The sequence below is a fragment of the uncultured Jannaschia sp. genome, from assembly GCF_947494025.1.
Lineage (GTDB): Bacteria > Pseudomonadota > Alphaproteobacteria > Rhodobacterales > Rhodobacteraceae > Jannaschia.
Window position 1 is genome coordinate 21,225 of sequence record NZ_CANLTQ010000005.1, and the last position, 14,779, is coordinate 36,003.

The 14,779-nt window shown below is 70.6% G+C and carries 14 protein-coding genes; 11 read left to right on the forward strand and 3 right to left on the reverse strand.

What is annotated here, in order from left to right; translation table 11 throughout:
• Positions 1 to 61: 61 nt before the first annotated feature.
• Genes Q1B08_RS09265 through Q1B08_RS09275 form a run of 3 tightly spaced genes read left to right on the forward strand, consistent with a single transcriptional unit; the run spans position 62 to position 4,286 of the window.
• Positions 62 to 1,201, forward strand: a complete 1,140-nt coding sequence (locus Q1B08_RS09265; protein ID WP_299817417.1) for a M20/M25/M40 family metallo-hydrolase — start codon at positions 62 to 64, stop codon at positions 1,199 to 1,201.
• The gene (locus Q1B08_RS09270) at positions 1,201 to 2,787 is read left to right on the forward strand and encodes a gamma-glutamyltransferase (RefSeq protein ID WP_299817419.1); all 1,587 of its coding nucleotides are present in this window, start codon (positions 1,201 to 1,203) and stop codon (positions 2,785 to 2,787) included. The genes Q1B08_RS09265 and Q1B08_RS09270 overlap by 1 nt, the downstream gene beginning before the upstream one ends.
• Positions 2,784 to 4,286: an amidase family protein gene (locus Q1B08_RS09275; RefSeq protein ID WP_299817421.1), complete on the forward strand. Its 1,503-nt coding sequence runs from the start codon at positions 2,784 to 2,786 to the stop codon at positions 4,284 to 4,286. Before Q1B08_RS09270 ends, Q1B08_RS09275 begins: the two co-directional genes overlap by 4 nt.
• Before the next feature lie 177 nt (positions 4,287 to 4,463).
• On the opposite strand, the gene Q1B08_RS09280 is transcribed toward Q1B08_RS09275, so the two are convergent.
• A complete protein-coding gene (locus Q1B08_RS09280) occupies positions 4,464 to 5,366 on the reverse strand; it encodes a DNA/RNA non-specific endonuclease (protein WP_299817423.1) in 903 nt (300 codons plus the stop codon).
• Positions 5,367 to 5,575: 209 nt separating this feature from the next.
• On the opposite strand from Q1B08_RS09280, the gene Q1B08_RS09285 reads away from it, so the two are divergent.
• From Q1B08_RS09285 to Q1B08_RS09310, 6 genes are all read left to right on the forward strand, one after another.
• Positions 5,576 to 5,986 (forward strand): DUF2141 domain-containing protein, encoded by a 411-nt coding sequence (locus Q1B08_RS09285; protein ID WP_299817424.1) that lies wholly within the window; start codon positions 5,576 to 5,578, stop codon positions 5,984 to 5,986.
• 71 nt (positions 5,987 to 6,057) lie between these two features.
• Positions 6,058 to 7,260, forward strand: coding sequence for a glutathionylspermidine synthase family protein (locus tag Q1B08_RS09290; protein WP_299817426.1), 1,203 nt, complete (start codon positions 6,058 to 6,060; stop codon positions 7,258 to 7,260).
• Between the two features lie 19 nt (positions 7,261 to 7,279).
• Positions 7,280 to 7,828 carry a DUF1190 domain-containing protein gene (locus tag Q1B08_RS09295; RefSeq protein WP_299817427.1) on the forward strand — a complete coding sequence of 183 codons (549 nt, stop codon included), beginning with the start codon at positions 7,280 to 7,282 and terminating at the stop codon, positions 7,826 to 7,828.
• A gap of 291 nt (positions 7,829 to 8,119) precedes the next feature.
• Positions 8,120 to 9,382: an ergothioneine biosynthesis protein EgtB gene (egtB, locus tag Q1B08_RS09300; protein WP_299817429.1), complete on the forward strand. Its 1,263-nt coding sequence runs from the start codon at positions 8,120 to 8,122 to the stop codon at positions 9,380 to 9,382.
• Positions 9,379 to 10,347: an L-histidine N(alpha)-methyltransferase gene (egtD, locus tag Q1B08_RS09305; RefSeq protein WP_299817431.1), complete on the forward strand. Its 969-nt coding sequence runs from the start codon at positions 9,379 to 9,381 to the stop codon at positions 10,345 to 10,347. Before egtB ends, egtD begins: the two co-directional genes overlap by 4 nt.
• Positions 10,348 to 10,799: 452 nt before the next feature.
• Positions 10,800 to 11,303: a 2'-5' RNA ligase family protein gene (locus tag Q1B08_RS09310; RefSeq protein WP_299817432.1), complete on the forward strand. Its 504-nt coding sequence runs from the start codon at positions 10,800 to 10,802 to the stop codon at positions 11,301 to 11,303.
• Between the two features lie 7 nt (positions 11,304 to 11,310).
• Here Q1B08_RS09310 and Q1B08_RS09315 read toward each other — a convergent pair whose 3' ends face one another.
• On the reverse strand, positions 11,311 to 12,096 hold the full coding sequence (locus Q1B08_RS09315) for a ZIP family metal transporter (RefSeq protein WP_299817433.1): 786 nt from the start codon (positions 12,094 to 12,096) through the stop codon (positions 11,311 to 11,313).
• A 221-nt stretch (positions 12,097 to 12,317) separates the two neighbouring features.
• On the opposite strand from Q1B08_RS09315, the gene Q1B08_RS09320 reads away from it, so the two are divergent.
• Together Q1B08_RS09320 and Q1B08_RS09325 are read left to right on the forward strand one after the other, a co-directional pair.
• Positions 12,318 to 13,346 carry a glycosyltransferase gene (locus Q1B08_RS09320; protein ID WP_299817435.1) on the forward strand — a complete coding sequence of 343 codons (1,029 nt, stop codon included), beginning with the start codon at positions 12,318 to 12,320 and terminating at the stop codon, positions 13,344 to 13,346.
• 32 nt (positions 13,347 to 13,378) lie between these two features.
• Positions 13,379 to 13,648: a hypothetical protein gene (locus tag Q1B08_RS09325; protein WP_299817437.1), complete on the forward strand. Its 270-nt coding sequence runs from the start codon at positions 13,379 to 13,381 to the stop codon at positions 13,646 to 13,648.
• A gap of 90 nt (positions 13,649 to 13,738) precedes the next feature.
• On the opposite strand, the gene Q1B08_RS09330 is transcribed toward Q1B08_RS09325, so the two are convergent.
• Positions 13,739 to 14,758, reverse strand: a complete 1,020-nt coding sequence (locus Q1B08_RS09330; protein WP_299817439.1) for an extracellular solute-binding protein — start codon at positions 14,756 to 14,758, stop codon at positions 13,739 to 13,741.
• Between the last annotated feature and the right edge of the window lie 21 nt (positions 14,759 to 14,779).

The window sequence follows — 14,779 nt, forward strand, 5'->3', positions numbered from 1 at the left end:
GACCGAACCACAATCCCCCCGGTCGGCGCGTCGCGCGGTCGGGGCGCGAGGAGCCCCCCTAATGACGAACCCGCTCGACCTGCCCTTCGACACCGACGAGATGCTCGCGGGGCTGAAACCCTGGATCGAGACCGAAAGCCCGACCTTCGACGCGGCGGCGGTCAACCGGATGATGGATCTGGTGCAGCACGACCTGGCCACGCTGGGCGCGCGGGCCGAACGCATCCCGGGCCGCATGGACCTCGGCGACAGCGTGCGGGCCGCGATGCCGCATCCCCGGGCCGGACAGGGCGGGATCCTGCTGCTCGGCCATCTCGACACCGTGCATCCGCTCGGCACGCTGGACGCCCTGCCGTTCCGCCGCGACGGCGAGCTTTGCTACGGGCCGGGCCTTATGGACATGAAGGGCGGCAACTACGTCTATCTCGACGCGCTCCGCAAACTTCTGGCCGCAGGGGTTGAGACCCCGCTTCCGGTCACGGTCCTCTTCACGCCCGACGAGGAGATCGGCACGCCGTCCACCCGCGAGCTGATCGAGGCGGAGGCGAGGCGGCACCGATACGTGCTGGTGCCCGAACCGGCCCGGCCCGACGGCGGCGCGGTGATCGGCCGCTACGCCATCGCGCGGTTCGACCTCCAGACCCGCGGCAGGCCGAGCCATGCGGGCTGGCAATTGTCGAAGGGGCGTTCGGCCATCGCGCGGATGGCCCGGGCCGTGAGCGAGATCGAGGGCATGACGACCGAGGATTGCACCTTTTCCATCGGCGTCTTCCACAGCGGCAAATGGGTGAACTGCGTGTCCTCGGTCTGCGACGCGGAGGTCCTGACAATGGCCAAGACGCAGGAGCTTCTGGACGAGGGCGTGGACCGGATGCTCGCCCTCGGCGAGACCGGCGGCGACGTGGTGCTGGAGGTGCGCCGCGGCGTCACGCGTCCGGTCTGGGCGCCGGACCAGCCCGGCACGATGGCGATGCTCTCGCTCGCGCAGGAGATCGCCGGCGAGATCGGGTTCGAGATCAGCGGCGCCTCCGCGGGCGGCGGCTCGGACGGGAACTTCACCGGCGCCCTGGGGATCCCGACGCTGGACTCCATCGGGGTGCGGGGCGCGGATCTCCATACCCTCAACGAGCATATCGCCGTCGACAGCCTCGTGGAGCGCGCCCGGCTCGCCGCGGCACTTTTTTGCCGGCTGGAGGCATGATGTCCGACGCGCTTTCCGGAACGATGCAGATCCGCAAGCATGTGGTGAAGACCTCGCGCGGCGTCGTGGCCTCGCAGCACCGGCAGGCGGCCGAGGCGGGCGCCGAAATCCTGCGGGCGGGCGGCGATGCGGTGGATGCCGCCGTCGCCTGCGGTTTCGTCTGCGGCGTGCTGGAACCCTGGATGTCCGGGCCCGCAGGCGGCGGCGCGGCGATGCACTGGCGCGCCGATACGGGCGAGGCCAACGCGCTGAACTTCGGCATGCGCGCGCCGGCGGCCCTTCGGGTCGAGGACTTTCCGCTGTCCGGGGAGGGCGTGGCCGACGACCTGTTCCCCTGGGACCGCGTCGTGGACGATCGCAATGTGCGGGGCGCGCGGGCTGTCGCGGTCCCGGCGATGGTGGACGGGCTCGAGGCGGCCCACCGGCGTTGGGGGCGCATGCCCTGGGCGGAGCTTCTGCAGCCGGCGGTCGATCACGCGCGGCGCGGAATGGCGGTCGACTGGTACGCTGCGCTCATCATCGCGAGCGCGACGCGCGACCTCGCCCGGGATCCGGACGCCGCGGCGATGTTCCTCGCGGACGGCCTGTGGCCACGCCCCTTCTCCTGGACGGGACTGGGCGAGGACCGGATCGACATGTCCCGCATGGTCGACAGCCTGGAGACGCTCGCGCGCGAGGGGGCGGCGGCGATGCACGGGGGCGACCTTGGCGCCGCGATGGCCGCGGACGTGGCCGACAAGGGCGGATATCTGTCGCGCGAGGATCTCGCCTCCAATCGCGCGCGCTTCGAGGCGGCGCTCTCCGTGCCGTATCGCGACGCCGTGTTCCATGTGATGCCGGGCCTGACCGCCGGTCCGACCTTCGCTAGGGCGATGACGCATCTGGGGACGGCGTCGTTCGGCGACCCCGACGCGGCGTTTCCCGCCTATGCCGAGGCGCTCGCCGTCGCCTATCGCGAACGCCTCGACCGCATGGGCCACGACGGCGAGGTCCCGGCCGCGCCCGGCTCCACCACGCATTTCTCGGTCGTCGATCGCGACGGCAACATGGTCGCCCAGACACAGACGCTCCTGTCGCTCTTCGGGGCGCGGATCGTCTCGCCCTCGACGGGGTTCCTGCTCAACAACGGGATCATGTGGTTCGACCCGGCGCATGGCCGGCCGAACTCGCTCGGCCCGGACAAGCCCTGCCTGATGAACGTGTGCCCCGCGCTCGGCCAGTCCGGCGGCAGACGGTTCGCGCTCGGCGCGTCGGGCGGGCGCAAGATCGTGTCCGCGGTGGTGCAGCTCGCCTCGTCGCTCGCCGATTTCGGGATGGATCTCGGCGAGGCCTTCGCACGGCCCCGGATCGACGTGTCCGGCGGGGATCGGATCGTGGCGGACGACGCGCTGCCCGACACGGTGAAGCGGCACCTCGCGGCGGTGGCGCCGGTGACGCCGGCCCGGCGGTCGCTGCTGCCCTACCCGTTCGCCTGCCCGGCCGGCGTTCTCGACGACGGCACGACGCGCTTCGGCGCGACCGAGACCTTCACCGCCTGGGGCGACGCGGTGGCCGAAGGGGAACCGGCAGAGGAGGGAACGCCATGAGCGACGCGACGGACCCCGCCGATCTGGGCGCGCGGGCGGCACGCCGTTTGATCGCGCGCCGGCAGCTTTCGGCCTTGGAGCTGGCGCAGGCCTGCATCGCGCGGATCGAACGTCTGGACCATGCCGTGAACGCGATCGTCGCCCGCGATTTCGACGGGCTGCTGGCGGGGGCGCGGGCCGCCGATGCGGACGTCGCGGCGGGTCGCGCCCTCGGCCCCCTGCACGGGCTGCCTGTGGCGATCAAGGACATGAACGACGTCGCGGGCCTTCCGACGACCTATGGCTCCGAGATCTTCCGCGACAACGTTCCCGGTTGCGACGATGCGCTCGTCGCCGGCCTGAGATCCGCCGGGGCCCTGCCGCTCGGCAAGACGAACAATCCCGAATGGAGCGCCGGGGCCAATACCTGCAACCGCGTCTACGGCACCACGGCGAACCCCTACGACGTCACCCGATCCTGCGGCGGCTCCTCCGGGGGGTCGGCCGTCGCGCTCGCCTGCGGCTACGCGCCGCTTGCCTCGGGGTCGGACCTCGGCGGGTCGCTGCGCACACCGGCGGCCTATTGCGGCGTGGTCGGGTTCCGCCCGAGCTTCGGCGTCGTGCCGGGCCCGACCCGGGCGACCGCGCTCCTTCCGCAATCGACCGCGGGCCCGATGGCGCGAGACGTGGGCGATTGCGCGCTGATGCTGTCGGTGATGGCTGCACCGCACCGCGACGATCCGTTCACCGCGACCGTGGGCGGCCGCGCCGCGTGGAACCCGGCGGATTTCGCGCGCCTCGCCCCCTGCGACACCGGATCGCTGCGGGTCGCATGGACCGAGGATTTCGGGTTCGCTCCGGTGGAGAGCGCCACGCGCGAGACTTTTCGACGCGTCCTCGCCCGACTCGCGCCGGCCTTTTCCACGTTCGAGGCGCGCAGCCCCGATTGCGCCGATGCCGACCGGATCTTCGCCGTTCTCAGGGCGGTCATGTTCCTTGCCACCCATGCGCCCCATGTCGACGCGACGCCGCATCTCGTCGGGCCCAACGTGACCGACAACGTCGCCGAGGGCCGAAGCTACAGCGCCGAGGATGTGGCGGGCGCGCTTCTGGCGCAGGGCGCCTATCACCGGCGCTGGCAGGGCTTCTTCGATACCTGCGACCTGCTGATCTCGCCGGCGGTCACCGTGCAGCCCCGCGACTGGCACGAGCTTTATCCGACCGCCATCGACGGTCGGCCGACCCAAAGCTACTACCATTGGCTCGGTCTGGCCTACGCCTCCACGATTCCGGGCCATCCGTCGATCGTGTTGCCCTGCGGCCACGACGAGAGGGGGCTGCCCTTCGGCATCCAGCTCGTGGGTCCGCGACACGGAGATGCGGCGCTCCTGGCCGCCGCCGCCGAACTCGAGCGGATCATCGCGGGCGACAGCGAACTGGCGCCGCACCGGCCCGATCTGGACGCGCTCGCCGGGTCTCCCCCGCTCGAAAGGACGGAGGGGTTCGTACCGGCGAACTGATGGGCGGCCATTGCGATCGCCGCCCTGCCCTGGATCGTCCCGCCGCTGTTCTTCAGGCTGACCTCGGCCTTTTCGCGCTACGGCGAGATCGAGGTTTCGGCCACGGCGGGCGACGCAGCCGCGTCGACCCCCCGGGCATCATCTCGGGCCCGGTCGGCAAGGGGCCTCGGGGCGCCCCTAGCGCGCGTCGAACCCGAGTAGCAGGCTGTTCGGCCCGTCCACGCGGTGGATGCCGGCGTCGGGAACGAACCGCGCCCGCTCCGCCATCGGATCGCTCGCGTCGAGGGCCGAGAAATCGAGCCCCGACAGGTCCGACAGGCGCGACAGGCGCACCTGATAGGCTCCGTAGCCCCCGAAGGCGAAGCCCGGCCGGACGAGGTCGTCGATAAGATCGTCCTGTGCGAGAAGGTAGCCCGTCGCGGAGAGCCGCCCTGTGGCATCGTCCACGACCGCCGCGACCTTCCAGAAGGCCGCGGGAATGGCGACGCCGTCTGCGCCGTGTCGCGGATCGAGCGGTCGGTCGCTGTCGGCGAGGACCGGCCCGGTCAGGACCGACGCCCGGAGCCCCCGCGTCGTGACCGCGCGGAGAATGTAATCCTCGAGTCCGAGCCAGTCGCGTTGGTTGAGGTCCGCATGCTGGGGCGCCGCGTTGGTGTAGTGGAACGTGTCCGCCTCGCCCCGCTCGGCCTCCGCCCGGGTCGCGCCCCAGCCGGCATCCTTGCGGCGGACCATATGCCCCCGGTCGAGCGGGTTGTCGCGGTAGAGTTCGTTGCCGATCTGGTGCTCCGGCGCGAGCCGCCCGTCGAGCCGCCATCGTCCGCGCCGGGGCAGGTCGAAGGCGCGCCCCCCGTCAACGTTGACGGCTGCCAGGATCGGCAGCCGGCGGGAGCGGGACTGCAGGATCGAGAAGTTCTGGTAGCGCAGCACCGCGTCAGACACCCCCGCGACGGGCGCGAGGTCGTCCGTACGGGGCCCGAGACCCGGGAAGTCCACCCGAAACGCCCCGTCGCCCAGGAACGCCGGGTCGTAGCCGCGACGATCCGCGAGGGCGTCGGGCGAGGTCGTGTCGAACGCGGTCACGGGAGACGTATATCGCGCATGACCGCCTCGTCACAGGGCCGATCCGACCCACGCATGGGGGTGTCGCTTCCCGCCCGTAGCGATATCTTCCCGGGCATGGCCGTGCGGGAACGCGAAGAACCGAACGATCCGGGCGGCGCGACCGGACACCATGACCTTTCGCTCCGCCGGGCTACGTCCGACCGGTGTCATTAAGGGATCATCGCGTCATGCGCTTCGCTCTCACGATTGTCTGCATGCTGACGACGGTGCCGGCCACCGCCGCGGATCTGACGATCCGGATCGGAAACCTCCGGTCGGACGAGGGCCAACTTCTCGTGGCGATCTGCGACGAGGCGCAGTTCACCACGTCGGACTGCGTCCATATCGGGCGTGCCCCGGCCTCCGGCGGGGTCGTGACGATCCGCGACGTGCCGCCGGGTATCTATGCGATCCAGGCGATCCACGACGAGAACGGCAACGGCACGCTCGACCGCCGGATGATGTTCATCCCGCTCGAGGGGATCGGCTTTTCCCGAAACGCCCGGATGCGTCGTGGCCCGCCCCGCTTCGCCGAAGCCGCGATCGAGATCCGGGGTGACGGCGTCGTGTCGTTCGATATGGAGTATTTCCAGGATTGAAACGCATCCGGGGACGCTGCGGACGCGTATGCCGCGCGGCTTTGGCTTCGACGGCGAACGGGGAGGGAACCATGCGAAAGGTACCGGGGGTCGAGCGGCCCGACTGGAAGGACCGTGCCGAGGAGGCGGGCTTCAAGTTTCATACCATGTACGGCGAGCCCTATTGGGACGAGACGACCGCCTACGCCTTTTCGCTAGAGGAGATCGAGACGCGGCTCGAGGATCCGTCCACCGCGCTCCATGCGATGGCGCGGGAGGCCGTGGCCTGCGTGGTGGAGGACGAGGCGGCGATGCACCGTCTCGGCATCCCCGGGCCGCACATGGATTTTGTCGCGGAATCGTGGCGCACGGGCGAGGCGGAACTCTACGGACGGATGGATCTCGCCTATGACGGGACCGGTCCGGCGAAGCTCCTTGAATACAACGCCGACACGCCGACCTCCCTTTACGAGACGGGGCATTTCCAGTGGGACTGGCTCGAAGGTGCGCGCGAGGCCGGACTGATCCCCGCCGGGTCGGACCAGCTCAACCGGCTGCAGGAGGCGCTGACCGAGCGCTTCGCGGAGATCTGCGCGCCCGGCGAGGACGTGCATTTCGCGGCCATCGAGGGCGTCGAGGAGGATTACGCGAATGTCGAGACGCTGGCCTATGCCGCGCGCGATGCCGGTCTCGGTGCGCATTTCGTGCCGGTAAACGCCATCGGCATCGACCCGACGGGGCGGCTTGTCGACGGGGAGGAGCGGATCATCGGGACGCTCTTCAAGCTCTACCCGTGGGAGGACTTCCTGCGCGACGAGGAGGCTGCCGCGCTTGCCACATCCGGCACGCGCTTCCTCGAGCCGCCCTGGAAGGCGCTGGTCTCGAACAAGGGCCTTCTGGCCGTGATGTGGGAGATGTTCGAGGGGCATCCGAACCTCCTGCCGGCCTTCTTCGCGGACGAGCTCGCGGACGGGTCGGCGGCGTGGGACCGGGCCGTCGCCGCCGGGCATTTCGCGCGCGGCAAGGTCACGAAGCCCATCTTCTCGCGCGAAGGCGCGGGGGTGCGGATCGAGGGATCCGACGGCACGGCGATCGAGGCGTCGCGCGACGTGTCCTACGACGCGCATCCGAGGCTCGTGCAGGCCTATGCCCCGCTTCCGGAGATGGACGGCTTCCGCCCGGTCATGGGAACATGGATCGTGGGCGAGACCTGCGTCGCGCTCGGCATCCGCGAGGATCGGTCGCGCATCACGCAGGATCTCAGCCGCTTCAAGCCGCACTATATAGAGCCGTAGCGAAGGAAAGGATCGGGACATGAAGGCATCGGCACCCAGACGAATCATGCTCCTCGGCGCGGCCTCGGTCATTGTGCTCGCGGGCTGTCAGGAGGATCAGACGGAGGTCGTCATGTTCGACGACCCCTCCACCTGCGAGGCCAGCGGGATGGACACGGAAACCTGCGAGGCGCAATACGCCGAGGCGCAGGCCGAACACGAGGAGACGGCGCCGCGCTACGACGCCCTCGCCGTCTGCGAGGCGGAACACGGCGAAGGCGCCTGCATCGAGGACGAGAACCGCTCCTCGGTCTTCATGCCGCTGATGGCGGGCTTCCTGATGGGGCAGCTCCTGTCCGGCCGCGGCTTCGCCTCCCGGGCGATGGTGCCGGCCGCTGGTTCGGGCTACGCCACCACCGATGGCGGCACCCGCGCCGGCAGCCTTTCGGGCCGGGGCAACGTCGCCGCCTCGTCGCTGACGACGCAGGCCGCGAGCACTCGCAACGCGGCGCCCCTGACCCGGTCCTCGGTCGCCCGCAGCGGCGGCTTCGGCGCCTCGCGCACCGGCGGGTTCCGCGCGGGAGGCTGACGCTCCGCATCGGTCCGGTGGCACATGTGACCGGCAAGGCCGGTGCGGCGTGCGGACCTGGCCATGCCGCTTCGACGCGGGCGGATCCGACCCGCGGCTCGACGGTTGCCGGTTGGCCCCGGAGCGAGGCATCCTGCTTCGATCATACATGACGGACGCCGCGCCGTTCGTCCGATCGCGAGCGAAACCGCGCTAAGTCGCGGAGGGCTGAACTTTGCATGCGACCGGACAGGACCCCGCGGCGTTGAAAGCGTGACGGACATGTCTCGACCCGGAAAGGAAGGGCCACAGATGAAGACCGCCCCCGTGCCATTGGCGCCCAACGAAGCCCTCGAGATGTTTTCCCGGACACGGGCGCGGACCGACGCGCTCGTCGCGCCGCTCGCGCCCGAGGACACGATGCTGCAAAGCATGGAGGACGCCTCGCCCGCCAAATGGCACCTGGCGCATACGACGTGGTTCTTCGAGGAGTTCATCCTGAAGCCGCGCCTGCCGGACTACGCCTCGCCGGACGATCGTTTCGCGTTCCTCTTCAACTCCTACTACACGCAGGCCGGGCCGCGTCACGCGCGCGACCGGCGCGGGCTCGTTTCCCGCCCGGGCGGCGAGGCGGTGCGGGACTACCGCGCGCATGTCGAGGACAGCCTCGCCGGTCTCGTGTCCGCCGCGCGGGACGATGCCGACGACATCGCCGCGCTCGTTGAGCTCGGCTGCCACCACGAGATGCAGCATCAGGAGCTTCTGGTCACCGACCTGCTGCACGGGCTGAGCTTCAACCCCCTCCTGCCCGCCTACAAGGATCCGGAGCCGCTGGCGGTCACGTCCGAGGTGGCATTGTCCTACACCCGCCACGACGGCGGCCTCGTGGAGATCGGGCACGACGGCGGGGGCTTCGCCTACGATTGCGAGGGGCCGCGCCACAAGGTCTGGCTCGACCCCTACGAGATCGCGGACCGGCCGGTCACCAACCGCGACTGGATCGCCTTCATGGAGGACGGCGGCTATGCCGACGCCCGGCACTGGCTGATGGAGGGCCACGCCGTCGCCGCCCGCGAAGGCTGGGCGCATCCGCTCTACTGGTGGAAGCAGGACGACGAATGGTGGACCTACACGCTGCGCGGCCCGCAGCCCGTGGCGCTCGACGCGCCGGTGGTCCATGTCAGCTACTACGAGGCCGAGGCTTTCGCCCGCTGGGCCGGCGCGCGCCTGCCGACGGAGGCCGAGCACGAGGTCGCGTTCCGCGATGCCCCGATCTCGGGCAACCTGATGGGCGAGGCCGGCGCGACCGGCGCCCTGCGGCCCCTGCCCGGCCCCGGCATCTGGGGCGATGTCTGGGAATGGACCGCCTCCGACTTCGCGCCCTATCCCGGCTTCCGGCCGCCCGAGGGCGCGCTTGGCGAATACAACGGCAAGTTCATGGTGAACCAGCGCGTCCTGCGCGGCGGCTCCTGCGCGACGCCGCGCGAACAGCTTCGCCCGACCTACCGGACCTTCTTCTACCCGCACCAGAGATGGCAGATGATGGGTCTGCGGCTCGCGCGGGACCTGACGTGACGAAGGACAGCCTCGCCCGCATCGACGAAAGTCCGAACGATGCGGTGACGAATCCGGAGCTTCTCCGCGACGCCATCGAAGGGCTTTCGGGGGCCGAAAAGACCTTGCCGCCGAAATGGCTTTACGACCGGCAGGGCTGCGACCTGTTCGAGCGGATCACGACCCTGCCGGAATATTACCCGACCCGGACGGAAGCCGCGATCCTCGAGACGCATGCCGCGGCGCTCGGCGCGTCCATTCCGCCGGGCGGCGCGCTCGTCGAGCTGGGCTCGGGTGCCTCGGTCAAGACGCGCACGCTGCTCGATGCGGCGCCGCATCTGTCGGCCTACGTGCCCGTGGACATCGCCGCGGGATTCCTGGAGGAGACGGCGGCCGACCTTCGGCGCCGATATCCCCGGCTCGACGTGGTGCCGGTCGCGGCGGACTTCACCGGCCCGGTGCCGCTGTCGCCCAGGCTCCGCGACGTACCGAAGGTCGGGTTCTTTCCGGGCTCGACCATCGGAAATCTCGAACCCGAGATTGCGCGCGACCTCCTCGCCGGCGCCCGGGCTTGGCCGAACGTGGAGGGCTTCATCCTCGGCGTCGACCTGGTCAAGGACACGGACGAGCTCGTGGCGGCCTACGACGACGCGCAGGGCGTGACGGCGGCGTTCATCGGCAACCTGCTGACCCGGCTCAACCGTGAAACGGGCGCGGACTTCGCGCACGACGCCTTCGCCTACGAAGCGTCCTGGAACGCGGTCGCCACGCGGATCGACATGCGTCTCGTCTCCCGGCGGGATCAGGTCGTGACGCTGCCGGGCGCGCGGATCGGCTTTGCGGCAGGCGAGGCGATCCATGTCAGTGCCGCGCGCAAGTACACGGTGGAAAACCTCGGCGCGCTCGCCCGGAGCGCTGGCTGGAAGCTCGACCGAGTCCTCACGGACAGGGAGGACCGGTTCGCCGTCGCGCGCCTGGCCCCTTGACCGGGGCCGCTTGGACGACCGGTTTCGCGCCCGGACTTGAGCCGGCGCCGACGCAGGAAAGGGCCAGACGCGGCGCGCTGCCCTATCGTCCGGCGGCCCCGGCCCGGCGGCGTCGCGCGCTTCGCGCGGCCGAAGGGGGTCGTGTCGATCGGCGCCGGGATCGATCGCGCCCTGGTCGATCGACTGCGCTGCATATCGTCCGGGCCGCCGTTTCCCGGATCACTGCCGAGGCGATCGAACCCGAGCCGGAGCGTTGCCACAACGTCTGTATCGGTGCCCCGCTCCATGATTTCGGCAAGGTTGGCGTCCCCGGCCGGATTCTCGAAGACGCCCGGCCGGCTTTCGCCGGGGGCAGCGCCCTGACGTTCGACGTACGGCCTCCACCGCCGACCGGATCGAACGGCTCGACAGCCTGCTGGCGAAGATGCGTCCGGCGGCCTAGATGGACCGGCATGCAGGCCGCGCCCCTCATCGTCACGCTGGAAGCCGACCCCGAAAGCCAGGCGCGCTTCGACGCGGACCGGGGCCGCTGGTTCCCGTCCGAACGCAACCTCGTGCCGGCGCATGTGACGTTGTACCATCACCTGCCCGGGGATCGCGCGGTCGACGTGGCGACGCGGCTCGCCAAGGTGGCAGCGCGGCCGCGGCCGGCGTTTCGCGTGGCGTCGGTCATGCCGCTCGGACGCGGCGCGGCCTACCGGCTCGACCTGCCCGCGGGCGACACGCTCAAACGCGAGATCGGCGCGGGGTTCGAGCTTACCGCGCAGGATCGGGGCGGCCTGCGCGCCCATGTCACGGTGCAGAACAAGGTCTCGCGCGAAACGGCGACCGCGACGCTGGAAGCGCTCCGCGCAAGCTTCGCGCCCTGGGACGGCGAGGCCGTGGCCCTGCGCCTGTGGTGGTATCGCGGCGGACCGTGGGACGCGGCGGGCCGCTACCCGTTCGACGAGGCATGACGTGGCGCTACCCGAGCCAGACGTCGAGGAACAGCATGACCACCAGACCGATGGCGAGGCCCGATGTTGCGCGCCGCTGATGGCCGCTGCGATGCGTCTCCGGAATGATCTCGTGGCTGATGACGTAGAGCATCGCCCCCGCCGCGAAGGCCAGTCCCCAGGGCAGGAGCGGCTGCGTCACGGTCATCACGGCCGCGCCGAGGAGGCCTGCGACGGGCTCGATCATACCGGTCATGGCCGCGACGGCGAAGGCTCGAGCGGGAGAATACCGCTCGCCCAGCAGGGCCACCGCCACCGCCAGTCCCTCGGGCGCGTTCTGCAGCCCGATGCCGAGCGCGACTGGCAGGCCACCGGATACGCCGTCCGCGCCGAAGGCCACGCCCACCGCCAGCCCTTCGGGCGCGTTGTGAATGGCGATCGCGACGATGAAGAGCCAGACCCGCCGCAACGACACCGCCTCCGGGCCTTCGCGTCCGGACGTGAAATGCTCGTGCGGAATCATCTCGTTCACGGCGAAGATGACGCCCATCCCCAAAAGGATCGCCGCGCAGACGATCAGCGGCGGAACGGGGCCCGCGCCGTAACGGAGCTCGGCCGCGTCGAGCGCCGGGATGATCAGCGAGAAGAACGACGCCGCCAGCATGACCCCCGCCGCGAAGCCGAGCGAGGTGTCGCGCCAGCCCTGCGACGGCGTCCGGCCGAACAGGACCGGCAGCGCCCCCACGGCGGTCAGCGCGCCGGCGCCGAAACTGCCCAGAAACCCGAGGAGGACGGGCGAGAGGGAGGCGTCCATGTCGGGGATCCTTTCCGTCGCTTCAGGCCCCGCCACTTAGATGCCCCGGCCCGACGCGCCACCCCCGGATGCTTCTGGTCCGGGCGATCCGTCTGGCCGGATCCCCCGGACGCGACAGGAACGCGCGCATGCGATCGCGGGCAGGCAGGGTCGCCCGGAGCGGCGTTCGCGGACGCGGCTTCCGGTGCCGGACCGCGCCGGCCGGGCGGAGCCGGTTCGGGATGACGCCCGACCTCGCCTTCGTCGACACGCTCGCCCCGCGTCCCTACGCGCTCGGGCGCGAGACGCTCGAAGGGCTGGGCGGCACGGAGCAGATGGTGGCCCGTCTGGCGGGCGCGCTGGCGGAGGGGGCGACGGTCGAGGTGCGGCAGGCGCGGCGCGACGTCTCCATCGACGAGCGCGGCGTCGCGTTCCGCCCCTTCGACCCCGCGCTGCCGGCCGAAACCTTCGTCGTCGTCAACTCCAGGAAGGTCGCGGTGAAGCTGCGCCGGCACCACCCCGACGCCCGCATCCTCCTTTGGCTCCACGTCTTTCCCGGGCGCCACAATCGCGGGATGGGTGCGGCGCTCCGCACGGCCGGCATCGAGGTGGTCTGCGTCTCCGCGAGCCACGCGGCATGGCTCGCCGCGTGGCTGCCCGGTCCGCGCCCGCCGATCGGCTTCGTCCACAACGCGATCGACGACGCGCTCCGGCCCGACGACACCGTGCCGGACCGCGACCGCCTCCTCTTCGCGAGCGCGCCGCACAAAGGTCTGCGCGAGGTCTATGCCGCCTTCCGGGATCTGCATACGCGGATCCCCTCGCTCACCCTTGCGGTCGCCGATCCCGGCTATCTGCCCTGGAACGCCGGCCGTCCGCCCGAAGGCGTGGAGCGACTGGGCCGCCTCGGACAGGACGAGCTGCACCGCCGGATGCGGCAAGCGCTTTGCCTGTTCTACCCGCAGACCGAATTCGCGGAGACCTTCGGCCTGGTCATCGCCGAGGCGAACGCGCTCGGCTGCCCGGCGCTGCTCCATCGCGGGCTCGGCGCGAACGACGAGGTCGCCTCCGACCCGGAACAACTCCTCGACGCGACGGATCCGGACGCCATCGCGGCGCGCATCCTCGCTTGGCGGGCGCGGCGCCCGGACGTCGCCACCCGCCCCGAGTTCCGTCACGCCGCGGTGGTCGAGAGATGGCGCCGGCTGCTCACCCCGCCCCGCACCGGGGCCACGCCGACGGAGACCACGGGCGCCAGCCCCGCGCGCTGATCCCGCCCGTCCGGCCCCCCCTTCAGGAAGCGGTGGAGGCGCCACGGCTTCGGACCGACGGCGCGCATCTGGAACTCGAGCAGGCCTATGCGCCGATGCGGGAGGCGCTCGCGGCCAGAGGCCACGACGTGCGCACGGTCCGCACGATCGGCGGCGGTGGCGGTGGCGGTGGCGGTGGCAGGAACGCCATCGCCTTCGAGCCGAACGGCACCATGACCGGCGCCGCCTGCTGGCGCGCCGACGGCACCGTCATCGGTCGGGACGGCGGACTCGCCCGGCCGGACGTCCGCTTCGAGCTTTGACTGCGCCGGGGCCGGGGCCGAACCGGCCGCGCCCCTTCCTCCTGGCCAAAAACACGCCCGCCGGAGCCCCCCGGCCCGACCCGCGCTGCGCTATTTCTGAAGCTCGGTCCAGATTGCGGTGTAGAACTCGTTGATCTCGTCCGGGCAGGCGAGCGAGAAGACGCCGGCATCCCGAAGCTCTTCCGGCACGACGATCTCCGGGGCCGTCCGCATGTCCTCGGGCAGATATTGCTCCGACCCCTCGATCCCGTTGGCGTAGCGCGCGAAGGACGAGATCATCGCCGCGTTCTCCGGGTCCATGATGAAGTTCAGGAAGGCCTTCGCCTCCTCCACGTTCCGCGCATCGGCGAGCAGGGCGGCGTTGTCCATCCACACGACGTAGCCCTCCTTCGGATAGCCGTAGGCCACGTCGGAGTTCTGCGCGCGGGCGCGGAAGGTCGAGCCGTTCCAGTTGACGCTTGCCGGGACGTCGCCGTTGCCCAGCTTTTCGGTCATCCCGTAATCCATGCTCATCCAATGCGGCTTGGCGGCGGCGAGGACGTCGCGCGCGGCGCGCAGCTTCTCGCGATCCGAGGTGCAGGGCTTGGATCCGACATACAGGAGCGCGAGGTTGATCACGTCCTCCATTTCCGGGACGACGTTCACCTTGCCCGCCAGCGCCTCCGGCGGGTCGAGCCAGATCGCTGAGGTGTTGATGTCGCCGTCGTAGACCGCCGTGTTTACCGCGACCCCCGTCGTGCCCCATAGCCACGGCACCGACCATTCCCGCCCCGGATCCCATTCAATGGTCCGCCAGCGTTCGGCGATATTGCCGTAATTCTCCATCTGCGGAATGCCGGGCTTCTGGAGCAGCCCCTTCTCGATCCAGACCGGCAGGACGGAATGGGTCGGCACGACGATGTCGAAGCCGTGGCCGCCCGCCTCGACCTTGGCGAGCGCGGTGTCGTTACTGTCGTAGTCGGTGATCGTCACGTCGATGCCGGTCTCGGCCTCGAACTTCTCGATCAGCTCGGGGGAAGTGTAGTTGCCCCAGTTGTAGATGTTGAGCTGTCCCTGGGCCAGGGCGCCGGTCGCGGCACAGGTCAGGGCGGATAACAGGATCAGGCGCATTTCGGTCTTTCCTTGTCGGGT